This window comes from Sphingobacterium sp. PCS056 (assembly GCF_023273895.1).
Classification (GTDB): domain Bacteria; phylum Bacteroidota; class Bacteroidia; order Sphingobacteriales; family Sphingobacteriaceae; genus Sphingobacterium.
The window spans coordinates 2,761,891-2,785,947 of the sequence record NZ_CP096883.1; the positions used below are offsets into that span (position 1 = coordinate 2,761,891).

General features: G+C 36.9%; 13 protein-coding genes. 8 read left to right on the forward strand and 5 right to left on the reverse strand.

What is annotated here, in order from left to right:
• Positions 1 to 55: 55 nt before the first annotated feature.
• From MUB18_RS11465 to MUB18_RS11475, 3 genes are all read left to right on the forward strand, one after another.
• Complete coding sequence (locus MUB18_RS11465; protein WP_248753162.1) at positions 56 to 1,240, forward strand: FN3 domain-containing metallophosphoesterase family protein; 1,185 nt, start codon at positions 56 to 58, stop codon at positions 1,238 to 1,240.
• 266 nt (positions 1,241 to 1,506) lie between these two features.
• Positions 1,507 to 4,740 (forward strand): sugar-binding domain-containing protein, encoded by a 3,234-nt coding sequence (locus tag MUB18_RS11470; RefSeq protein WP_248753163.1) that lies wholly within the window; start codon positions 1,507 to 1,509, stop codon positions 4,738 to 4,740.
• A 393-nt stretch (positions 4,741 to 5,133) separates the two neighbouring features.
• Entirely contained in the window at positions 5,134 to 6,048 is a 915-nt protein-coding gene (locus MUB18_RS11475; protein WP_248753164.1) for an alkaline phosphatase family protein, read from the forward strand.
• 380 nt (positions 6,049 to 6,428) lie between these two features.
• Here MUB18_RS11475 and MUB18_RS11480 read toward each other — a convergent pair whose 3' ends face one another.
• Both MUB18_RS11480 and MUB18_RS11485 read right to left on the reverse strand, forming a co-directional pair.
• Positions 6,429 to 6,920 carry a hypothetical protein gene (locus MUB18_RS11480; RefSeq protein ID WP_248753165.1) on the reverse strand — a complete coding sequence of 164 codons (492 nt, stop codon included), beginning with the start codon at positions 6,918 to 6,920 and terminating at the stop codon, positions 6,429 to 6,431.
• A gap of 68 nt (positions 6,921 to 6,988) precedes the next feature.
• Entirely contained in the window at positions 6,989 to 7,969 is a 981-nt protein-coding gene (locus MUB18_RS11485; RefSeq protein WP_248753166.1) for a hypothetical protein, read from the reverse strand.
• A 293-nt stretch (positions 7,970 to 8,262) separates the two neighbouring features.
• On the opposite strand from MUB18_RS11485, the gene MUB18_RS11490 reads away from it, so the two are divergent.
• Both MUB18_RS11490 and MUB18_RS11495 read left to right on the forward strand, forming a co-directional pair.
• Complete coding sequence (locus MUB18_RS11490) at positions 8,263 to 9,312, forward strand: alpha-L-fucosidase (RefSeq protein WP_248753167.1); 1,050 nt, start codon at positions 8,263 to 8,265, stop codon at positions 9,310 to 9,312.
• Positions 9,313 to 9,662: 350 nt separating this feature from the next.
• On the forward strand, positions 9,663 to 12,797 hold the full coding sequence (locus tag MUB18_RS11495) for a GH92 family glycosyl hydrolase (protein WP_248753168.1): 3,135 nt from the start codon (positions 9,663 to 9,665) through the stop codon (positions 12,795 to 12,797).
• Between the two features lie 98 nt (positions 12,798 to 12,895).
• Here the strand turns inward: MUB18_RS11495 and MUB18_RS11500 are convergent, their stop codons facing one another.
• Complete coding sequence (locus MUB18_RS11500) at positions 12,896 to 13,774, reverse strand: AraC family transcriptional regulator (protein ID WP_248753169.1); 879 nt, start codon at positions 13,772 to 13,774, stop codon at positions 12,896 to 12,898.
• 182 nt (positions 13,775 to 13,956) lie between these two features.
• Here MUB18_RS11500 and MUB18_RS11505 point away from each other — a divergent pair, with 182 nt between their 5' ends.
• Together MUB18_RS11505 and MUB18_RS11510 are read left to right on the forward strand one after the other, a co-directional pair.
• The gene (locus MUB18_RS11505; protein ID WP_248753170.1) at positions 13,957 to 15,447 is read left to right on the forward strand and encodes an alpha-L-fucosidase; all 1,491 of its coding nucleotides are present in this window, start codon (positions 13,957 to 13,959) and stop codon (positions 15,445 to 15,447) included.
• Positions 15,448 to 15,509: 62 nt separating this feature from the next.
• Positions 15,510 to 16,526, forward strand: coding sequence for a zinc-binding alcohol dehydrogenase family protein (locus tag MUB18_RS11510; RefSeq protein ID WP_248753171.1), 1,017 nt, complete (start codon positions 15,510 to 15,512; stop codon positions 16,524 to 16,526).
• Between the two features lie 87 nt (positions 16,527 to 16,613).
• On the opposite strand, the gene MUB18_RS11515 is transcribed toward MUB18_RS11510, so the two are convergent.
• Positions 16,614 to 18,278 (reverse strand): RagB/SusD family nutrient uptake outer membrane protein, encoded by a 1,665-nt coding sequence (locus MUB18_RS11515; RefSeq protein ID WP_248753172.1) that lies wholly within the window; start codon positions 18,276 to 18,278, stop codon positions 16,614 to 16,616.
• Positions 18,279 to 18,290: 12 nt separating this feature from the next.
• On the reverse strand, positions 18,291 to 21,440 hold the full coding sequence (locus MUB18_RS11520; protein WP_248753173.1) for a SusC/RagA family TonB-linked outer membrane protein: 3,150 nt from the start codon (positions 21,438 to 21,440) through the stop codon (positions 18,291 to 18,293).
• A gap of 316 nt (positions 21,441 to 21,756) precedes the next feature.
• On the opposite strand from MUB18_RS11520, the gene MUB18_RS11525 reads away from it, so the two are divergent.
• Entirely contained in the window at positions 21,757 to 24,000 is a 2,244-nt protein-coding gene (locus MUB18_RS11525; protein ID WP_248753174.1) for an alpha-L-fucosidase, read from the forward strand.
• Positions 24,001 to 24,057 lie beyond the last annotated feature (57 nt).

The window sequence follows — 24,057 nt, forward strand, 5'->3', positions numbered from 1 at the left end:
TTCCTATCACAATCTATATATTTGTTGATAGGAACTTTTTTAAAACCAAACCTTTATGATGAAAATTACGCCAAAACCCCTATTGGTATTTTGCTTGTTACTTGTATTAACTACTGGTATTTTTGCGCAACAACAGGAGAATATCAACATTACTCATTTGCCTTATATCCAGGGGGTCACCAATAGTTCCGTTCATATTATCTGGACGACTAATAAACCAGCTACAGGTTGGGTGGAACTTGCACCGGACGATTCATCCCATTTTTATCACACAGCGAGACCAAAGTTCTTTGCTACCGAATATGGTTTCAAAAAAGTTGGAACTGTACATCAGGTTACCTTAACCAACCTAAAGCCGGGCACCGTGTATCGTTATCGGGTATACAGCCAGGAGGTTTTGAAGCATGTTGGCGTTCAGGTTGAATATGGGAAAATCGTTGCAACGAATGTCTATAAGGAAAAGCCTTTGTCTTTCCGGACACTCGGTTCTTCCTCGAGGACCCAATTTGCTGTGGTCAATGATATTCACGGACGAAATGAATTGCTCAATAAACTTTTAGATCTTTCCGACCTTCCGAAACAAGATTTTATTGTCTTTAATGGCGATATGGTTGATAATTTATTAAGCGAAAATCAGATGTTCGCAGGTTTTATGGATACAGCTATTAAACGCTTTGCAAGTGAAAAACCCATGTTCTATTCAAGGGGTAATCATGAAACCCGTGGTCCGTTTGCGATTGAATATCCACGTTATTTTCCAACACCGACAGGAAAGCTTTATTATCAATTTAATCATGGAGAAACAGGAGTCATCGTACTTGATTGTGGCGAAGATAAACCTGATACCGATATGGAGTACAGTGGCATTGTCGATATGGATCGCTACCGTACAGAACAGGCTGAATGGCTAGAGAGAGCAGTGGAAAATACTGAATTTAAAAACGCCAAATATAAAGTAGTTATCTGTCATATGCCTCCATTTGGTGGTTGGCATGGTGAACAGGAAATTCTGGATAAGTTTGTTCCCATTCTTAATCGTGCCGGTGTGCAGGTCATGTTGAGTGGGCACTTGCATAAGCATATTATCAAACCGGCAACAGCAGAGATCAAATTTCCAATTATAGTAAACTCAAATAATAATGTGTTAAAAGTTGATTTGACATCTGAAAAAGGAATTTTTCTAATTGTCGATCAACAAGGTAAAATGGTGGATGAGGTGGTTATAAAACCATTGCATTAACTTACACAATTTTGCTGGTCAAAGAACAGCAACATGAATTGAAAATAACAAAAAGCAATCACTGGAGATTTCCTATGGTTGCTTTTTTATCCTAAATAGTATCAGTTGTTTATCAAAAATAAAAAAATTCACCTGTACAGATTAAAACCAGATAAGCAGTCGACATTCATAATATATTACATGAGAATCATATTTTTATCCATTTAATAGATTTCAATACTTGGTTACATTTGTAGTAAGAGTTTAATTTATATTCACTAATTATTATGATAAAACAATACCTAGGAATTTTTCTATTCCTATTTTTTATACATTATTCTGCAACAGCTCAGGAACATCAGAAATTAGATGGGGTATGGCGTTTCCGGTTGGATGAAAAAAATGTAGGGCTGGCACAAGGTTGGCAAAAACAAGATTTAGATAAACGTATTGCTATTCCTGGGACAACCGATCAGGCCAATTACGGTGAAAAAACAACAGGTTCAGATTTTGGGATCTTGACCCGAGCCTATAAATATTACGGTCCCGCTTGGTATCAAATGGATTTTGTTGTACCTGCGAACTGGAAAGATAAACGTTTATATCTAAATTTAGAACGTGTGATGTGGGAGTCTAAGGTTTTTATTGATGATAAAGAGATTGCAACGTACGATGCGTTAAGTTCTGCACATCTTCATGACCTTGGATATGTATCACCCGGAAAGCACCGATTGACGGTACGTGTCAATAACGATATGATCCACAATATAGGAGACAAAGGTCACGTCTACACAGAATATACACAAAGTATTTGGAATGGCATGGTTGGTCAGGTAGAGTTGATTGCTAAAAATGCGATAAGATTACAAAATCCGCAAGTATTTACGAAGATCTCTCCAAAAAAGCTGCAGATAAAAGATACTCTCGTAAATGAAGGCGGGGAGCGTAGAAATCTTTCGCTATCCATCATATTATCAGATCGTAAGACGAAGGATAAAGTCTTTGAGACAAAAAAGAATATTGACGTGCGAGGCGTACGACAAGTATTGGATATAGAAGAGCAGATGCCGGATTTAGTGAAATTATGGGATGATATGAACCCAAATTTGTACACGCTTTCTATTCAAGTTCTAGATAAGAAAAACAATGTGTTGGACACGAAGGAAATGGAAATAGGCTTTCGTGAGATTACAGCTTCTAAGTCAAAAATAATGATTAATGGCAAACCTGTTTTCTTTCGCGGAAACCTAGATTGTGTCCATTTTCCTTTGACAGGATATCCAGCAATGCACGTTGAAGAATGGGAACGTATCTTTAAAATATACAAAGATTATGGTTTAAATCATGTTCGCTTTCACTCTTGGTGTCCTCCTGAAGCTGCATTTCAGGCAGCAGATCGCCTAGGGTTATATCTACAGCCTGAAGTAATATGGTTAGACTGGTGGATGGCCGCAGATAACCCAGGCCGTGAAGAGATGAATACAAAAGGCAGACCGCAAGGGTTGGGCAGTAATCCTTCGGCAGATGCTTTCACACAGAAAGAGATTTACCGCATGTTTGCATCTTACGGTAATCATGCTTCTTTTGCAACCATGTCTATCGGTAATGAGTTAGGCAATTCAAATTTCGATGTGATGGAGTCATGGCTAAAACCTTATAAGGAAAATGATAACAGAAGATTGTACGCAGTTTCATCCGCACGTAAGATCACGGATATGGACCAATTTATCGCGACACATTATATTGATAAGCTTGGTGGTACGCGAGGTATACTCGGAGCACACACCGATTGGGATTTTGAAAAAGTATACAGTCAGTCTAAAATACCTGTCATTGCACATGAAATTGGGCAGTGGCCCGTATATCCGAAATGGGATGAGATAAAAAAATATACCGGAGTATTAAAAGCGCGCAATTTTGAAGAATTCAGAGAGCAGGCGCGCAAAAACAATATTGAGGAGCAAAATGAAGAATTTGTTCAGGCATCAGGAGCATTGAATCAAATCATGTATAAACATGAAATCGAATCTTTCCTAAGAACGCCGTCTGCGGCAGGTATACAGTTGTTAAGTATGCAGGATTATCAAGGTCAAGGCGAAGCACTGATAGGTTGGTTGGACGTATTTTACGATAGTAAAGGAATCACAACACCCGAGAAATTTAGAATGCATAATGATACCACTGTTACCCTCTTGCGTATACCCAAATTTGTATGGAAGGCCGAAGAACCATTTTTAGCCAAAGTGCAACTGGCACATTATGGATCAACCGATATACAGGATGGTATCTACTGGAATATCAAAGATGAAGAGAGTCGTGTAATTGCAAAAGGTACCTTTGCGAAAAGAACATTTGCTAGAGGCACTTCAGATCTAGTTGGTGAAATTAAAACCAATTTATCTGCGGTTCAAAAAGCAGGTAAATTGACCGTAGAAGTTGGTTTGGAAAATAGAGCCAATAAAAATGAATGGCAGATATGGGTATATCCTACAGTTAAAAAAGAGGAAACGAAAAAGGTCTATGTTGCAAATAGGTTTGATGCAAAAACTGAAGAAGTCCTTAAAAATGGAGGGACGGTATTACTGGATGCTTCCGATCTTGGAAACTTAGAGACCTCCGATATCATCAGTTATTATCCATTGTACTGGTCATTAACGTTCTTCCCGGGGCAAGGGAAAAATACCATTGGTATGATCGTAAGAGATAAGCATCCTGCATTCAAAAGTTTTCCTACAGATTCACATAGTGACTGGCAGTGGCAGCATATTTATGGTGGAGCAAGAGCATTTTATATCAATGATTTTCCTGCCTCATACAGACCATTGGCACAACCTGTAGATGATTTTCACAGAAACAATAAGTTGGCATCTATATTTGAAATGAAAGTGGGGAATGGAAAGTTGTTGGTGACTGGTTTTAACATACAAGATGAAAAAAATATTGTAAGTCAGCAACTTCGTTCAAGCTTATTAGCTTACGCCGCTTCAGATGATTTTGATCCAAGTTTCGGTCGTGATGCCTCTCAGTTACGTAAAACGTTTACTTATATCGAGCCCTTAAAGACAGCTGTACCCTCTGAATTTTCAAAGGCAGTTTTATATGTAGAAGCAGGTAAATTGTCTAAGAAAATCAATCAAAATATTGGCTGGACAAAAGATCTCGATCAGAGTGAAAGTAAAAAGGGGACAACCTATACCGTTAAAGCCGATGGTGTTTGGAAGGATGAAACAAGTGCCGCTTGGCAGGGAAAGGAAATAGAGGTAGACGTAAAAGTACCACAAGGGATGATCGGTTCTCTATATCTGTTTTTCCATGACTGGAACAGTAATGGACGTGAAGCAGATATCAATTTCGAAGGACGTGACTATACACTCACCCGCCATGATAAAGAAGGCAAATGGGTCAAACTTCACGTTATGCGGGAAGATTCTAACGATGGTAATTTAAAGCTTAAGATAAAAGGAACGAAAGGACCTAATATTATGCTTTCTAAGCTGTCGCTTGTTGAAGATGTCGAATAATATATATCAACGTATTATAAAAGGCCTTCCCATTCGGAAGGCCTTTTTACGTATCATCCATGTATGATATGTCAAAATGGATATCTCGAATTAAAATTATCATATATTAACCTATTTGATAACGAAATTTAAATCAGTGTAGCACCTTGCAATACTTCAATAGAAATATTTTGTATTTAGTTTTGCTAAACATTTTATGTTTTTTAATATGTAATTGACTGTTTGTTAATGTAAAATTTACATTTAAGTTTACTTATATTAAATTTTTGTTTATAAATTTGAAGTTAATTCATGTTGTTTTTTGTATGCTATTTACATCTTTAAGTGGAATGATTTAATAATGGGAAGAACTACAATTAATGGCAATTAACGTAATTAAAGAACCAAATATTTATGATGAAAATGAAAAAAATAATCGCAACTAATTTATTGTTGATTTTGACCACTGTTTGTACAGCGCTAGCAGCTGGACCTAAAAGTAAACGAATAGTAATGATCGCATTGGACGGAATCTCTGTCGAAGGATTCAAGCAGGCACATACACCAAATCTTGATGCTTTAATGGCAGAAGGAGCATTATCAATGACTACTAGGGTGGTCATGCCATCCGTAACCCTTCCCAATTGGACCAGTCATCTTACTGGAAGTGGGCCAGAACAGCACGGAGTAGTAGATAATGGCTGGCAGATCGATAAATTCAAATTACCGGCAGTGGTAAAAGATGCTCAGGGTTATTACCCTTCTGTATTTACCGTTGTCAAAGAACAAATGCCAAATGTTAAAACTGCCTTTTACTATAACTGGATTAATCTCTTCTACCCACATAATCAGAAAAATTTTGATGAAGTTAGCTACTTAAAAGATGATGCCTATATTGAAAATTACGATAAAGCATTTAATTTTATTGTGAAAAATAAGAAAGATCCAACCCTTGTATTCCTTTACTCAGTACATACCGATCACGCCGGGCATAGTCATAAATGGATGTCTCCAGAATACATCAAATCGATTGAAGAAGCTGACGTGCAAATAGGCATATTTTTAGAGAAAATGAAAAAAGAAGGTCTATATGAGAGCACCAATTTTATGTTCTTATCAGATCATGGTGGTATTGAATATGGACATGGCGGTGTAAGTGTAGATGAGATGATCGTACCTTGGGGTATCACGGGGCCAAAAATTAAAAAAGGATTAACAATTGAAGAACCTAACAATACAGTAAATACGGCAGCAATGATCCTCCACTTGTTTGGTCTAAAAAAACCATTAGCGTGGACAGGAGAAGTACTAGAATCTGTGTTTAAATAAAGAATAATTTATATGAATAAAAGCTATCCGTAGACTAATCTAAACATCGTATGACAAAAGTTCCTTCATTTGGAAATAAAAAAATAAAGGGTTGAAAATAGTTCAGCCCTTTATTATTTCATGGTATAGATAAAATGTCGTTCAAGTGGGATAATCCATATATCCGCGACTATCTCCAACCCCAAATACAGTATTTATCCGTGATTTCATTAATCGTAGCTCTTGTCACTACAGGCATAATACAGTCTGGGTTTATCAATTCCATACACACCTAAACAAAATGCATTGTTGAATAGTGTATGAAAAAGCGACAGGATTTTTTATAAAAAAGAGAGCGGAATGAAATAACTCCATCCCGCTCTCTTTTTACAGAAGTTATCTTACTTAAGACTATCAACTTGTGTCGCATCTAATGCTTCAGCAATCCTTTTATAAGTGCCTGCTAGCGATCCGCCACCCGAGCAGTAATAATTTAAAACTCCATCATCTTCAGATTTTTCTGGTGCTATCGTTAAAGAAGTACCATCGAAAGTAAATAATACATTCTTTCCTTGAAGTGAGGCCTGATAAACTCCCTCTTTCACTTTGGTTGCATTTTTATCAAGTGTACAAGTCGGTTTTTTCTTGTCAGCACGAGATCTCACCTGTATCGTGATACTGCTGTCCTGTTCGCTTTTAATCGTGACACCAACCCAGTCAAACCCCTCTCTTCTTTTATCATATTCAGCAGTTACATAATTACCGTCTATGGTTAATGCAGGAGCCGTTTCAGTCGCTGCTGCCGGTGCTTGGGTTTTGGAAGTTGGTTGATTACAGCTGCTGAGTGTCAAAAGGAAAAATCCGGACACAATCATGCTTTTTAGAATATACATTTGAAGTGATTTTATAGTTGCTTTAGTAAAACAAAAGGCCGACCAAACTACGTCTAAATGAAAAAAAATTAAAATTCGCTAACCTTCTTGACTACCAATTTTCGGGAAGCCTCTCCATCTTTTAGTTCATACTCGATTTGACGTGTTTTACCTGTTGGTTTTGCGTTTGTATCACCATCTTTATATATCGGGAAACGCTGTGCCAGAGATGTTTCTACCATAGCGAACTCATCATGCCCTTGATAACCTTGATTTATCTTCGAATTTTCTGATACTGGTGGAAAGAATATTTGACTAATCGATTTACCATTGTTAACGGAATAAGCAATCACATTTCCGTAACTTCCGCTACCGTGAGATTGCGTATAAATAAGTAGCTCTGGATATCCATCTTGATTCATATCCTCAATTTCAGCATTGATAATCGTTTCTCCTGTTATATCATGGTTAAGCATTTTATTGTCAACACTAAGACCTGCAGGAGTAATACTTAATTGTTCTTTTCCAGCTTTCTTGATACTTTGTATATAGAAGGTGATACCTTGAAGACTTAAAGTTTTTTGATAGGAGGTTTTATCTATTTGCGTTGGATCAAGTGCTTCAGCATTTTTCTTGTATGTTCCAGCTAAAGATCCTCCGCCCGAACAGTAGAACTTTAATATTGCTGCATCAGCAGGATTTTCTGGTTTAATCGTCAAGCTAGTTGCATCAAATGTAAACAAGACCGCTTTTCCCTCTAAAGTTGCTCTGTATATGTTCTCAGTAGTTTTTGTTGCTTTTGCATCAAGTGTACAAGTTGGTTTTTTCTTGTCAGCACGCGATCTGACTTGTATTGTGATACTGCTGTCCTGTTCGCTTTTAATAGTTACACCAACCCAGTCAAATCCCTCCGCTCTTTGATCATAGTCGGCAGTCACATAATTGCCATCTATGGTTAATGAAGCTGCAGTTTCAGTTTCTTTAGCTTGAATTTTGGAATTTGGTTGGTTACAGCTGTTAAGTGTCAAAAGAAAAAATCCAGACACAACGATGCTTTTTATAATATACATTTAAAGTGATTTTATAGTTCTATATTATATAGCAAAAGACCTACCAGAAATAAAAAGTATGTAGGGTAAAAGGAGAATATCTTCATAGTACTACTTTTTTTTAATAGCCGAGGTAATATAGTGTCAAATCGGGTTAGTATTGTTGCAGTAAGTTGTTTTATATCCCATTAACTTTATGATCAATTCAATGATTATCTGTAAGCATAAATCTGTACAGATCGTATTCGTATTGTTGTGTATTGTTTTTTAAAGGTCTAATTGCAGATTGTATTGATTAAATATTAAAATAAGCTATGATTAATAAAAGTAAAGTACTGGTCACGATGCTATGGATCATGGGTTTTTCGGTTTTTGCACAAACGAAGGTATATTTACCGGCATCATCTACACAACCTAGTAAATATCAGCTGGAACAAATCAAACGTCAATATGGTATGTTCGTCCATTTTGGAATCAATACCTTTCATAATGAAGAGTGGACAGACGGATCTAAACCCGCTTCCTCCTATAATCCGACTGCTATTGATGCTAAGCAGTGGGTAGCTACCGCTAAAAATTCAGGAATGAAATATATAATCCTGGTAGCGAAACATCACGATGGTTTCTGTTTATGGGATAGTAAATATACCGAGTACGATGTTGCTAATTCAGGAAATAAGACAAACGTAGTAGAAGAAGTAGCCAAAGAATGTGAAAAACAAGGAATACGATTGGGACTTTATTATTCTTTATGGGATCGCAAAGAAAATGGAGATGTTAAAGATGTAAAAGCAGATTTTGCTTACAATAAATATATGCTGAACCAAATCAATGAACTATTGAATTTGGCACAAAAGCATACCAAGGTGGTCGAATTATGGTTAGATGGGGGCTGGGAAAAGGAGAACTACCGCTGGCCAGTACAACAGATCTATTCTAATGTAAAAGAGCGGGCACCTCAATGCCAGGTAGGGGTGAACTGGACTGTCGGTTCTCCACAAAATGTTGACCAACATCCTATACTTCCAGATGATCAGCAGGAATATTTCCCTATCCGTTATTTTCCAAGTGACTTCCGCTTAGGTGATCCGTATCTCCCAAAAAATCCAGATCCAAAATTGTTTGTTAATCAGTGTCAGGTATATTATATGCCATTCGAGACAACTGTAGTTTTAGGGAAGAGATGGTTTTATCATACTGATGATAATACGCCACGCCCTGTTACTGAGCTCGCTGATCTTTATCATAAAGCAACGGCTCAGCATAATATTTTGATATTAAACGTAGGACCTAATCGTGCAGGTCAGATTAAAGATTCGGATGTAGCAGTACTACAGCAATTAAAAGTAAATTTGGGTATATAACCAATCTATTACTTTTCACTATACATTCAATATTTCCAGTACAAAAATCAATCTTAATAATGAAATGTGTATTTTTATTAAATGCTAACATTATAAATACTGAATCATATTATTTTAGAATAACTTAACGTCAAATTAAATCTGGAGATCAGATTCTATTTTTAAATTCATGACTAAATTCTTGTAATAATAGGATGTAAGTGTATCTATTTTTATTATCAGAGTTAAAGTCTGTAGGTGGATGCAATTGCTGAAAATAGATTGATTGTTGGGTATTTCAATATTAAAATTGAATAAGAGCAAATTATGTAATCGTACTGTTATAGAAAGAAGCCAATAAATAAAGCTATATGACCAAACTAAATAAATTCTTCGTGACGGTGTGCATACTTATCCTTTTACTAGGACGATCTGCCGTCGCACAGGAAAACGTTATTTGGCAATTGGGTGTTACTGATGGATCGAGTGATGAGTTTGCCCTATCACCAAATGATTTTAAAAAGTTTTTAGCCTATGATATGGGTTATGAAGATAAACAATTCATTATCAGTAAAGATCAGACTGATGCTATACCCTATGTTTTACCTGGACCTGCAAGCGAATGGGGAGGCACTGGGCCAACCTCTGGTTTGCGAACTCATTTCTTAAATTTATATTATTGTTTGGATAAATCAACTGGTCAAACCCCCTATACACTAGAAGTTGATCTTGTCAATTCTGATCCAAAAAATCATCCAACCATTCAACTCTCGATTAATGGGAAAAACTATAATTATGATATTAACGGTGGCGCAGGATCTGGCGACCCTGGAGTAGGCGCTCTGGGTAAGAAGAAAATTATCATCGATCTCGATCCAACTCTATTAAGACAAGGATTTAATGGTGTAACCTTAACAGTCCTGAAAGGAGGTTGGGTTGAATTTGATTCTTTTCGCTTATTGGGACCTTTGACCACGAAACTTCTTAGTGATTTTGGAGCATTGGTAAAACAGGTAAAATTAGCAGATTTTGAATCAAACAGTCAGATGGGTCGGACTCAACAGGTTCTAATTGAAGTATTACGTTTTTATGATGCTCAAAATGTAAAAATATATATTGATGGGAAGGTTATATTTCAAGAAAAACTAGATCAGGGATTATCAACATTAGAGGTGCCCATTTCAGCAGTAAGTAAGCGCAAGAAAAGTATTTGTGAAATTTACATAAATGGAAAATTGACTGATCGTTTGCAACTGATTAGGGAACCAAAGCGTTTAGGTGGAGTATCAGATTATGTGAATACGATGATTGGGACTGCGCATTCACGTTGGATGATTGCCCCTGGTCCATGGATGCCATTTAGTATGGTCAAGATTAGCCCCGATAATCAAAATATAGGCTGGCAGGCCGGATATGAACCATCGATGGAATCGATCGGTACATTTAGTCACATTCACGAGTGGACGATGGCAGGGTTGGGAATATTTCCAACTTCGGGAATATTAGAAACGAAAGTGGGCGATCAGTATAATCCAGATTCTGGATATCGATCTCGAATTGATAAAATGACTGAACGTGCGCCACTAGGATCTTATCATGTGAAGTTGACTGACCATGATATAGATGTTGATATAACACAAACTACCCGTGCAAGTTTTCAGCGCTATACTTTCAATCAATCAGATACCGGACGAGTCATGATCGACCTGAAAGTCAATGGAGAGTATCAATATCAAATTTTAGATTACAAGATAAAAAAAATCTCAGATACTAAAATTATAGGATACAGCAGTCAGCTTTCAGAGAATGTGTGGTCTTCAGATGCCAAGCAGGATTATATCGTTCATTTTGCAATTGAATTTGATCGTCCTATCCTCAATTTTGGGACCTGGCAAGGAGACAAGAATAAGCTTGGACAGGATGGTGAGGGTTATCATGTCAATGAAGCCGGTATGTTTGTCGAATTCGATGTTCATAAGGAAAAATCAGTACAGTTGCGTACCGGTATTTCTTATATAAGCATCGAAAATGCTGAAGAAAACTTACGTGAAGAAATCAGTAAACCATTTAATTGGTCTTTTGATAAGATTGTTGCTCATCAGCATGAAGTCTGGAACGAATTACTCGGTCGATTACAGATATCTTCAACTGACTATCTGGAGAAAGAAAAATTCTATACAAATATGTATCGGGCATTAGCAAGTCGTAATACCTTTAGTGACATCAACGGACAATGGCGCGATTCACGTGAAGTCGTTCGCACGCTGAGCAATAAGCATGATTTAGCTTTAGGTTGTGATGCCTTCTGGAATACCTTTTGGAATCTGAATCAATTTTGGAATCTTGTCACCCCTGAGTGGTCAAGTAAATGGGTTAAGTCACAGCTAGCCATGTATGATGCTGATGGTTGGCTCGCCAAAGGACCCGCTGGTATGGAATACATCCCAGTGATGGTCGCTGAACATGAAATTCCATTAATAGTAGGAGCCTATCAAATGGGCATCCGCGATTATGATGTTGAAAAAGCCTACGAAGCGGTAAAAAAAATGCAAGTTACCAGTCCATCTAAGTTTGAAGGAGGTTTCGCTGGAAACCGCGATTTAGACGTCTATTTGAAATATCGGTATGTTCCCTCAGATTTGGGAAGATTTTCTAATTCAATGGAATATAGTTATGACGATTGGACAGTTGGTCAATTTGCTAAATCACTCCATAGAAAATCTGATTACGAATATTTCAATGATCGGGGCACATGGTGGAAAAATGCCATTGATACGGTAACGGGTTATGCGCGTATGAAAGATTCAAATGGCGATTGGTTAAAAGATTTTGATCCGTTCAAATCGGGAGCAAATCATCACTATGTGGAGGGAAATGCTTGGCAATTGACTTTTTTTGTACCACAGGATCTACCCGCACTTTCAAAATGGATTGGAGAAGATGTCTTATTAAAGCGTTTGGAATGGGGCTTCAGTGAAAGTGGAAAATGGCGATACAATGGTCCAAATGATCAATATTGGGATTATCCTGTTGTCCAAGGTAATCAGCAATCGATGCATTTTGCTTATATTTTTAATTATATGAACAAGCCTTGGTTAACTCAGAAATATAGTCGTTCCATCGCCGAACGTTATTACGGACAAGGAGTGTCTAATGCATATCTAGGAGATGAGGACCAAGGACAAATGAGTGCGTGGTATATCATGACAGCGATTGGTCTATTCCAAATGGACGGGGGCACCCGTAGTAATCCCATTTACGAAATTGGAAGCCCGATGTTTAAAGAAGTGAAAATTAAGTTGGATAATCAATATGGTAGAGGAAGTCAATTTTTGATTAAGGCCAATCATGCTAGCAAGAAAAATATCTATGTACAAGGAGCTATATTGAATGGGAAAAAACTAAATACCTTTTATTTTGATGCTTCAGAATTATTAAAAGGAGGGGAGTTAATTTTAGAAATGGGACCGCAGCCAAATAAGAAATGGGGGCTCATGAAATTTTAACATCATATTTTTTTTCATGCAGTAATCAAAATTTAGACATCGAGATGTGGGATTTGGATCGAGATGGTTTTTAATTTTTGCAGATTATAGTCTTTTATCTAAGATAATATTAATTTATTACGATATTCACGAGGTGTTGAGCCTTTAATTTTTTTAAAAAATTTGTTAAAATTTGATAGACTATTAAATCCGCAGTCATAAGCTAAATTGCTAACCCTATATTCTTCCTGAGTAAGTAATTTACAAGCATGACCGATGCGAACTTCATTAACAAATTCAACAAATGTTTTTTGTGTTCTGCTTTTGAAATATCGGCAAAAAGATTGTTTATTCATATGGATCATATCTGCTACATCTTCTAATAGGATTTCTTTAGAAAAATTATTGAAAATATACTTTAAAATGATATCCATCCGATCGTTATCTTTTAAGTGATAGGTATTGGTGTAACCCGCACCAGTAAGTAAATCATAATCTTTAGTTTGACTCAATACGTGAAGTATTTTTGTGAGCAATGTCAATCTCTGCAACACGTTTGTTTCCTCCGCTAATTCCATTAAAAGATTCCTGATTTGTAATTTTGTTTCTCCCTTAAATCGCATACAGCGTTTACTGAGTTGAAAAAAATCAGCAAGTGTCTTGACATTTCCAAACTGTGAAAAGATATCGAGTATTTTATCGGGATGAAAAAAAAGTGTGATCGATTTGGCCTTATTTTCATGATTAGATGAGATGAAATATTCCTTACTGTTGTGCCAGACATGTGGAATATTCGAACCCACTAAAATAAGGTCATCATGACCAAAACTCTCGACACTGTCTCCGATCATTCTAGTGCCCACACTCTCGACAACATAGTTTATCTGACATTCTTCATGAAAATGAAATAAGGTCGAAAAATAAGGTGAGGTGACAATTTTTGTATCAAATACACCATTTTCTTTACCCTCTAATATTTTAGCAGGAATCGGTTTCATAATTTTATATCACTTAAAATATTTAAAAGCAATGTTCTATTGCCTGAATATTAACGTGAGATTTTTCATTATGCTAATATAGCGCATATAATGGTGAATTGCCAATTGGTTTTTAATTTTTTTAGCAGCTACCTTAGTATTTATATATACTAGCTATAAATCCTTAATGATAAAGATATCAAATGATGAAATCAATTATAAAAAGTAAGCGTTACTCAACATGGGCAATTGGAAAAATTAGTCTTTTGTTATATATGATCCCTATACTTTCGACTGCCGTTTACGGACAAGATAAGCGTGATCTGTATCCCTTACAGTCTGATTTTGTTGATCTACGATTTGGTGTTATGATGCATTTTAATATGGGGACATTTACCGACGAAGAATGGGCATCTCCAGATCATGATCCGCAAAAATTTAATCCTACCCAACTTGACTGTAATCAATGGGCTGATGCATGTCTTGCAGCAGGAATGAAATATGCGATTCTGACAACAAAACATCACGATGGCTTTTGTTTATGGGATTCGAAATATACGGATTACGATGTAGCCAGTAGTCCCTATAAAAAAGATATTGTTAGAGAATATGTAGATGCATTTCGTAGTCGTGGTATAAAGCCTTGTTTGTATTTTTCCATTTGGGATCGGCATAATGGTGTAGAAAATGGAGGACAGGAAGAAGAAAAATTTGTCATGAACCAACTTACGGAATTATTAACAAACTATGGAGAGATTCCACAAATTATCTTTGATGGTTGGAATTGGAAAATGGGTCACAGTAGAATCTCTTATCAGCGTATTTATGACCATATAAAAAAATTGCAACCCAACTGCCTAGTATCAGAACACAATGGAAATAGCAATTTTCAGACGGATCTTATCTATTATGAAGGCCCCAAAGGAGTCTTCCCTCCAGGAAATAATATCTTTGCATCACAGATGGCTCTAACGATGACAAATGGTTGGTTTTGGCATACAGACTCACCTAAGAATGTGAAAAGTCTCGACTATACCCTTGACAAGTTACAGCGTCTAGAGCCATTGTATTGCAATTTTATGCTCAATGTAGCACCTAATCGCAACGGTCTTTTTGATAAAGAGGTGGTTGATCGCTTGGCTGAAATAGGAAAAAGATGGAATCCCAATATGAGTCGATTACCACTACCAACTCAGCCTAAGACTATCAATAACTATATCTTGCCAGCAGGTATCATAGCTTCTGCAGGTAAAGCAGTGACTCAACCAGCACCACCAGCCAATGAAGGATCTCCTATTGCCGCATTACTGACACAGACTAATGCTGAGGTTATGATTGATGGATGCAGCGATGAAATACCAGACAATGGTGGGTTTTCTGCATTCCAGACCTATTGGAAATTTGAGCCAAATCCATCTCGTTATCTTATTCTTGATCTTGGAATCTCCAAAGATATCAGTAAGCTTTATTATCTACCTGCACGATGGTTAGGGTATAATGGAGTGGTGACTAAATATCGTATTCTAACAAGCATAGATGGTAAAAATTATAAAAAGATCAATGAAGGAAAGTGGGGGAAAAATACCAATCTAAAGATTTCAGATTTTCTTTCAGTGAAAGCACGTTATGTGAAATTTGAAATTTTGGAATCTATTGATGAAGCTATTATAAGCGAAATAGGAGTCGGAAATTGATCTTAAGATCAATGATTGATAATCAATTTTTAGTTTAATGTATGATTTTTATAAAAGAAAAAATGAAAGCAATTATATTACAAGAGCCTGGCAAGTTTCAATATATGGAAAAGGAATATCCGACAGAATTGAAACCCGATGAAGTCCTATTGAAAATTAATAAAGTATCCATTTGCGGTACAGATTTGCATGCTTTTAATGGTAAACAACCGTTTTTTACGTATCCCCGAATTTTGGGACACGAAGTGTCTGCTGAAATCGTAGCTACTGGAGATGAAGTTAACCAATTTAATGTAGGAGATAAGTGTACTGTGGAACCCTACCGTAATCTTGTGAATGATCAGGCGGTCCATAGAGGTAAAACTAATTGTGGCATTACGCTAACGGTCTTGGGAGTGCATGAGGATGGAGCTATGCAAGAATATATCACGTATAAAGCGAGTAATGTACACCTTGCGAATGGACTTGAAGATGATCAAATTTCTCTAATTGAACCCTTTGCTGTTGCAGCACATGCAGTCGATCGAGCTAATATCATAGACAGTGATACTATTTTAGTAATTGGTGCAGGACCCATTGGCTTAGGTATTATTGCTATTGCACGCTTATTTGGGGTCAAAGTCGCTGTTTTAGATCTGTCAAAATTTAGACTAGATTTTGTGAAAAATAAATTCCCTGATGTGGCAACCATCGTCTTGTCTGATGATTTGGAAAAAGATATCAAAACATATTTCAATGGCGAACTTCCCACTGTAATATTCGATGCTACGGGAAATAAAAATTCAATGGAAAATTCATTTAACCTCATTGCCCATGGTGGTACGATCATTTTTGTCGGACTTTTTGTTGGACATGTTACCTTTGATGATCCTAATTTCCACAGAAAAGAAATTACATTAAAAGCCAGCCGTTCTGCTCGTGCAGTTGATTTTAAAAAAGTTATTCAACTGATGAAAGCAGGACTTATCAACACGGACGGATTTATTACCCATCGTATCCCATTTGATCATCTTATTGATAAATTTGATCATCTATACGATCCTGAAGAAAATCTTTTTAAAGCTGTCATCGATTTTTAAAATATAGAAAATATAAACAGAGGTATACTTCATGGTGAGAAAAGAGGTGCTATTCTATTAAGAATAGCACCTCTTTTTTTGTTAGATCTAATAATTGGGGTTTTGATGGCCCTTTAGATTTTTATTTTGATCGATAACCGATTGAGGTATCGGGAATAGGTAATTTTTGCTTGCGTCAAATTTTCTTGGAAGTCCAAATACTTGGATTTTGTTATATTTCAGTACACCATTTTCTTCTTTGATCGCAATACCATGCATCGGTTTATTCAGATTGACTTCCGCAATGCGCCATCTGAGGAGATCCCACCAACGTTTGTCTTCGAATGCTAATTCTACCCTGCGTTCACGGCGAATGATCTCGCGCATGGCATCTTTTGATAGTCCCGCTTGAAGATCTGGTATGTCTGCGCGCTTTCTGATTCTATTGATCGCAGCATAGACAGATCCGTCTGGACCAACGGCTTCATTTTGAGCTTCTGCATAATTTAATAATACCTCTCCAAATCGGAAAAAACTATAATTTTGCGGACTGGTATACCCATCCCAGCTTGGAGCTCCTAATGTAATTTTGTCACTCAAGCGTTTTCTTAAATAATAACCTGTCTGTGTCGCATCATCTTTATCCGCTAGATCGATCTCATTTTTACTGCCAATACCTTGACGCGTAAAGATGTTATCATTATACCAGAATGAACCATCATAAACAATGGATTCGTAAAAACGTTTTTCTCTGTTTTTGTAAGGATCTTGTGGATTATATCCAGAGGTTGGATCCGTGATCGGTTTACCATTGTCCATAGCATAATCATCAACTAATTCTTGAGTTGGATTGACTGCTCCCCAACTGGTTTCTGCTCCAGAAGCAGTAAAAGTAGGGCCAAATATACCTTCTATATTACCTCCGGTAGCACTTGATCCAGGGATATATTCCTTATACATAATGGATTCTTTACTCTCATTACCTTTTGTCAGGAAGAATGCGCCATATTGAGGATGTAGATCATAAGGAAGTTCATCCATAATTTTTTTATTGCTTGCGGCGGCATCAGCCCATTTATTAGCAAACAATTCACACCATCCTTTAATGACCATAGCACTACCTTTGGACATGCGTCCAGAGGCTGGTGTTGCTGGAAGATCGGCATAGGCTTCTGCACATTCTTTGGTGATGAAAGCTAACGTTTCATCAAAAGTATTTCTTGGTCTAAATATATCGTCGCCCTGTTGTGCACTATTCAATACATCTGTTATGATTGGTACACCACCATAAGCCATCCATAGCAAATGATAAAAATAAGCACGTAATACCCTTACTTCAGCGACACGTAGTTTCTTGTACTCTTCTGGGAGTGGGGAGGTTTCGATATTTTTAATGAATATATTACATTTTCGGATGATGTTGTAATTGCCCCAATTGTACATACCGCCTATTTCGCCGAAAGATAAATTATTTGGGGTGTACATTCCTTGTAAAACTTCCTGCTTACGGGAACTCACCCAGCCAAACCCACATACGGAATTGTCGGACCAGTTGTCAAAAGTCTCTGTCCATGTATTTCCAGAAGGTAAGTTTTTGTAAATATCATTTAAGAATAAGTCGGCAGCACCCTTATCTGTCCAGACGTTGCCATCAGAGAATCGATCACGGGGTTCAACTTCAAGCAGTGTGTCTGGTTTTTGACAAGATTGAAAGCTGTATGTAGAAAGAAGGCTAAAAGCCAACGCATATTTTAGTGTCTTTAATTTATTCATGTTGATGGAGATTTAAAAGTTGACATTTAGACCAAATGATACAACAGACTGTTGTGGATAATAGTTACCATTGGAAGCACTGATTTCGGGATCAAAATCTTTAATTTCTTTGCTCCACGTCAGTAAGTTTTGGCCAGAAGCATATACACGTACAGATTGAATGTTTTTGATCCAAGTTGATGGTAGTGTATAACCAAGTTCGATAGATTTTAGACGCAGATAGCTTCCGCTTCTCATCCAAAAACTTGATGTGCGACTGTTATTATCAGTTGGTGTGGGGGTAAGTCGTGGGTATTGAGCTTCTGTGTTTTCAGGCGTCCAATAATCCATTGTAGATTTCAATGCCGAACCAGAGTTGAAAAACGGATATGCCGCCTGTCCATTGATGTAGAAGTTTCTTCCTATTGCTCCTTGAAACAATATGTTGAGATCTATATTTTTGTATGAAATGGAAGGGGAGAATCCATAAATAACAATTGGGGTTGTTGGTTTACCGATTTCAACCTCATCATCAGGGGTAATTTTATTATCGCCATTGATATCTTCATACTTTATATCACCGGGTCTCAATGTCCCAAATTGCGCAACACCGTATTCAGAAGATTGAATGATACCATCACCATTTAAATCATCACTTGCCTGAAATAATCCTAATGAGCGGTAACCAAACTGAGTGCTTAGAGGTCTCCCTGTACGGCTTCTATTTGGATTGTTTTTAGTCACTTCATTTTCGAAAACTTCAACAAGCTTGTTCTTTGCAAAAGTGAAATTTCCTGCCAATTGTACTTTGATATCATCAGCAATCGTGAATCTGCTGATTGCGCTGAAATCAAAACCACGGTTTTTCATACGACCGGCATTGCGTTGCGCAACTCCAATACCGTATTCGGATGGAAGAAGTACTTGTGGCGCAGTAAGCATGTCGTTTCGGTCTTCAGTGAAATAATCGGCTTCTATACTGAATAAACCTTTATAGATCGATAACTCAAAACCAATATTAGTTTTTTTAGCAGTCTCCCAAGTGATATCAGGGTTTGCTTCTACTGTTTCATAAAGACCTTGTGTGGTTACACCTTCCAAGACAGCACTAGGAGTATAAGCAGCATATGACGATAAGTATTGAAAAAGAGCGAGGTTGCCATCAATATACGGTAAAGCACCGCTTATACCATACGAAGCACGTAATTTAAGATTGTCTAACCAAGCTGTTTGACCTTGCATAAACTTCTCATTTGATATACGCCAGCCCAATGATGCAGCAGGAAAGAAGTGATATCTTTTATCTGGAGCAAAGGCATAATGACCGTCCATTCTTCCGGATACTTCGAAAAGATAGCGGCTATCATAAGCATAATTTCCTCGGAATATAAAACCATTTTGCTTTGATTCACTTGATGATCCGCTATTACTTAAATCTGTAGCCACTGGGCTACCATTATTAATTTCAGGAATGTTAACGTTATAATTGCGACGGCCAGCAGCTAGATTTAAAAATTTTCCATTTCTGTATTCGTAAACAGCTGTAGCACTCACATCATGCTTACCAAATGTCTGTAAATAATTTAAAAAAGCCTGATAAGTAAGCGCTTGATTTTGTGCATAGCTCATGTCATAAGAAGGTTTTGCAGGACCATCTGTACCGGCTTGTGGGTAAGTGTAAGGATTCGTCTTGGTAACTACTGTATAATAGGGAATAGGAGTAAGCCATGTTTTTGATAGTCCGGCTCCATTTACATCGTTTAGATCATAACTGAAAACAGCTTTTGCGCTTAGACCTTTCAAAAATGGCAATTCTTGGTCGATACTAATCTGTGATAAAAGCACCTGCTTTTGACTCTCTGAAGAACCACTCTGGAATATGTTTCCATAGGCAGATCGACCAATGTAAGAGCCTGGTAATCCGTTGCTAAACAAAAGTGGTGCAGTCGGTGGTGTTCTATATAATTGATCAAAAATAGATGAAGCACTTTTTCCAGGGTATTTTTTTTCTTCTATACGACCGCTTAGATTAAGAGCAAATTTGGTTGTACTAGTCGCTTGTAGTTCAATGTTTGAAGTCATATTGTACCTTTTGAAACCCGTTGGTCCCCACATACCATCTTGGCTAATGTATCCTAAAGCTCCAAAATAGCGAATCTTTTCACTACCTCCAGAAATGGACAGATTATGACCCATGATCGGAGAATTTTTATTGATGAGTTCATTCAATACATCGTGATTTGGATATACGTCAGGATCTGAACCATCTCTATATTTATTCAGTTGTTCTTCGGTATATACTGGAGCAGCACCTACGTTGGCATTTGCTGCGTTGCGCATGGTTCCATATTCATAAGAATTGACCATTTTCGGAAGCATAGTAGGATTTTGTAATCCATAATAGCCATTATAAGATAGACTTACACGTCCAGCTTTTCCTTTTTTTGTAGTTACGAGTATAACGCCATTTGCTCCAGCAACACCGTAAGGTGCGACTGCGGCAGCATCTTTTAAAAATGTAAAGCTTTCCACACTATTAGGATCAAGTTGATTGAAGCTTCTTGGTACTCCATCTACGATGACCAATGGCGATGCATTACCAGTAGTACCAGTGCCTCGTATGAGAAGACTAGAACCATCTTGGCCAGGTTCACCACTATTCTGTTTAAAAATTACTCCAGGTACACGACCTCCAATAGCATTGCTTAAGTTGGCGACAGGTACACGTGTAATCTCCGCACCACTTAAGGTAGAAACAGCTGCGGTCAAAGATGTTTTCTTTTGTGTACCATATCCAACAACAACAACTTCATCAATTGCTTGCTCCGTTGATTGCAAGGTGATATTGAAGTTTCGGGTACTGCCAATCTTTACTTCTTGCTTGACATAGTTTAAATAAGAAATGGATAAGATAGACTGCTCATTTGGGGCGTTAAGGGAGAACTTTCCTTGCGCATCTGTTTGTATGCCAATAGGTGTTGTTTTAATCGCTACTGTTACTCCTTCTAAGGAAATACCTTTTTCATTGAAAACGGTACCTGTGATTTTGATCGCAGTCTGTCCATGAACAACATGAAAAGATAAAAAAAAATAGATTAAAGTTAGCAGGAGGTTAGTTCTCCTTAAGAGTATTCGAAATGGCTTAACGGTTCCATTCGAAATGCTGAATTGTGAATAATACATAAGTTGGTGATATAATTAGTTATGTAACAAATGTATCTACAGTGTTGGGGGTAAAAAATGTATAAATCGAGCAAAAACATGTAATAAAAATAGCCTATAAAGTGCATTAGAATACACTGCTAGTTGTTAACATGTAACTTGTTTAAATGGGTTATGCTCTTTAACTTTTATTTGATTTTAAATTGGTAATATAGACTTAGTATAAGTCAATTTAGTATTTATCTTTTCAATTTATAGCAAGTAAATTGCATGTTGAATAATTTGAAATGTCATTATTCAAAATCTAAAAAACTATGTTAATCAAATTATTGGAACCATGAATAAATCCATCCTATGTACAGCTATGTTAGGGCTTGCCTCTATATATAGTCATGCGCAAGTGAATAATAAGAAAATACCTGTTAAAAGCACCTATGAAATTGAGAGTACAGATAGTCCAGAAGATATCATATGGAAAGCCGTACATGTTGTGCCTACAGCAAATCAATATCAGGCTCTAAAAAATGAATTTATAGCTTTTATCCATTTTGGCCCTAATACATTTACGGAAATGGAATGGGGAAATGGTATGGAGGATCCTCAAGTTTTTGATCTTAAAACTTTGGATACCGATCAATGGTGTGAGGCTATGAAGGCTGCAGGAATGAAAAAAGTGATCATTACGGTGAAGCATCACGATGGTTTTGTGCTTTGGCAGAGTAGATATACAAAACATGGAATTATGTCTTCAGGATTTAAAGGTGGTCAAGGAGATGTATTGAAAGAATTAACCGCTTCTTGTCAGAAATATGGATTAAAACTGGGAATTTATTTGTCCCCTGCAGATCTTTTTCAGATTGAAAGTCCCGACGGACTTTATGGTAATTTAAGCGAATATACACAACGTACCGTTCCTCGTGAAGTAGCTGGAAGACCATTTAAAAATAAAACAAAGTTTAATTTTAAAGTGGACGATTATAATGAATATTTCTTAAATCAACTGTTTGAATTATTGACGGAGTATGGTCCGGTGCATGAAGTTTGGTTTGATGGTGCACACCCAAAGAGAAAAGGAGGCCAAACATATAATTATAATGCTTGGCGCGAGTTAATTAAAAAATTAGCTCCAGAAGCGGTCGTATTCGGAAAAGAAGGCATTAGATGGTGTGGAAATGAATCTGGAAACACTAGAAGTACCGAATGGAATGTAATTCCTTATCAAGAAGATCCAGCAATACTTCAAAATTTCAGTGATCTTATGGATGAGGATTTGGGAAGTAGAGAAAAGCTTTTTAAAGGAAAATTTCTTCATTATCAACCCGCAGAAACCAATACTTCAATTCGAGAAGGATGGTTTTATAGAGATGATACGCATCAGAAAGTGAGGAGTACAGACGATGTTTTTGACATTTATGAACGATCGGTTGGCGGTAATTCTATATTTCTGTTGAATATCCCTCCCAATAGGGAAGGAAAGTTTTCACCAGAAGATGTAAAGGTTTTACATGAAGTAGGAAGTCGTATTAAAGAAACATATGGTCATAATCTTTTACGAGGAGCAAAAGGAAGCAAAGAAGCATTAGATGACAATCTGGAGTCCTTTATTGTACTATCCGATAAAAGTCCAGAATTGATTTATACAACTCCAAAAGCTATAAAAATAAATCGTTTTGTGATGCAAGAAGCAGTAAGTACTCATGGAGAGCGTATAGAAAAGCATGCTTTAGACGCTTGGATTGATGGGAAATGGAAAGAGATCGCTCAGGCTACTAATGTAGGATACAAACGTATTCTTCGTTTTCCAGAAATAACAGCAGATAAATTCCGTATTCGAGTATTGGCTAGTCGGGCAACTCCAATAATCAGTGAGGTGTCGGCTCATTATGCTCCGGGAAGACCTCCACAACTGGTATTTAATCGCAGTATAGATGGTATGGTTGCTATTGATCCTATGAAAAGTGAATTTGGATGGAATCCTCATGGAGAGGATATTCTTAAAAATCTAAATACCAATTATCAAATACATTACACATTAGATGGTAGTCAGCCTACTGAACAGTCACCGGTATATAAACAAGAGATCTATGTAAAAGGCGGTCAGATAAAAGCTGTAGCCATCAGTGCAGATAAACGAATAGGTGCAGTTGCTGAAGAAACAATTGGTATTGCGAAAAAACTAGGACAAATTTTAGATTTTACTAGCGAAGATTCTAAGCATAGTGCAAAGATGGCTTTCGATGCAGATCCAAAAACTTATTGGCAGTCTAATAACGATGGTGCCACTCAGCATATTTCAATAGATCTTGGACAGCAGTATAATTTAACAGCATTTAGTTATACGCCACAAAAAGAGCATGGAAATGGTATGATGGCTAAGGGTATTTTAAAAATCAGTAATGATGGAAAAAATTGGAATGAAGTCGAGCGATTTGAATTTGGAAATCTAATTAATGATCCGACAAAACGAACGCATCGATTTTCTAAAAACATTCAAGCGAGGTACATTCAGGTTGAATCCACTGAAATAACGGGTGGAGGAAAACTGCTTACTATTGCTGAACTGGATTTTATTGAGCAATAGATTAGAGTTCGGTTCTAATGTTTTTAAAAACCAATAAATAACAGTTCTCGAGCTGTT

Excerpts from the sequence above, each read along its gene's own strand:
- MUB18_RS11465 (WP_248753162.1), top strand. The coding sequence starts at position 56 with ATGATGAAAATTACGCCAAAACCCCTATTGGTATTTTGCTTGTTACTT.
- MUB18_RS11470 (WP_248753163.1), top strand. The coding sequence starts at position 1,507 with ATGATAAAACAATACCTAGGAATTTTTCTATTCCTATTTTTTATACAT.
- MUB18_RS11475 (WP_248753164.1), top strand. The coding sequence starts at position 5,134 with ATGATGAAAATGAAAAAAATAATCGCAACTAATTTATTGTTGATTTTG.
- MUB18_RS11480 (WP_248753165.1), bottom strand. The coding sequence starts at position 6,920 with ATGTATATTCTAAAAAGCATGATTGTGTCCGGATTTTTCCTTTTGACA.
- MUB18_RS11485 (WP_248753166.1), bottom strand. The coding sequence starts at position 7,969 with ATGTATATTATAAAAAGCATCGTTGTGTCTGGATTTTTTCTTTTGACA.
- MUB18_RS11490 (WP_248753167.1), top strand. The coding sequence starts at position 8,263 with ATGATTAATAAAAGTAAAGTACTGGTCACGATGCTATGGATCATGGGT.
- MUB18_RS11495 (WP_248753168.1), top strand. The coding sequence starts at position 9,663 with ATGACCAAACTAAATAAATTCTTCGTGACGGTGTGCATACTTATCCTT.
- MUB18_RS11500 (WP_248753169.1), bottom strand. The coding sequence starts at position 13,774 with ATGAAACCGATTCCTGCTAAAATATTAGAGGGTAAAGAAAATGGTGTA.
- MUB18_RS11505 (WP_248753170.1), top strand. The coding sequence starts at position 13,957 with ATGATGAAATCAATTATAAAAAGTAAGCGTTACTCAACATGGGCAATT.
- MUB18_RS11510 (WP_248753171.1), top strand. The coding sequence starts at position 15,510 with ATGAAAGCAATTATATTACAAGAGCCTGGCAAGTTTCAATATATGGAA.
- MUB18_RS11515 (WP_248753172.1), bottom strand. The coding sequence starts at position 18,278 with ATGAATAAATTAAAGACACTAAAATATGCGTTGGCTTTTAGCCTTCTT.
- MUB18_RS11520 (WP_248753173.1), bottom strand. The coding sequence starts at position 21,440 with ATGTATTATTCACAATTCAGCATTTCGAATGGAACCGTTAAGCCATTT.
- MUB18_RS11525 (WP_248753174.1), top strand. The coding sequence starts at position 21,757 with ATGAATAAATCCATCCTATGTACAGCTATGTTAGGGCTTGCCTCTATA.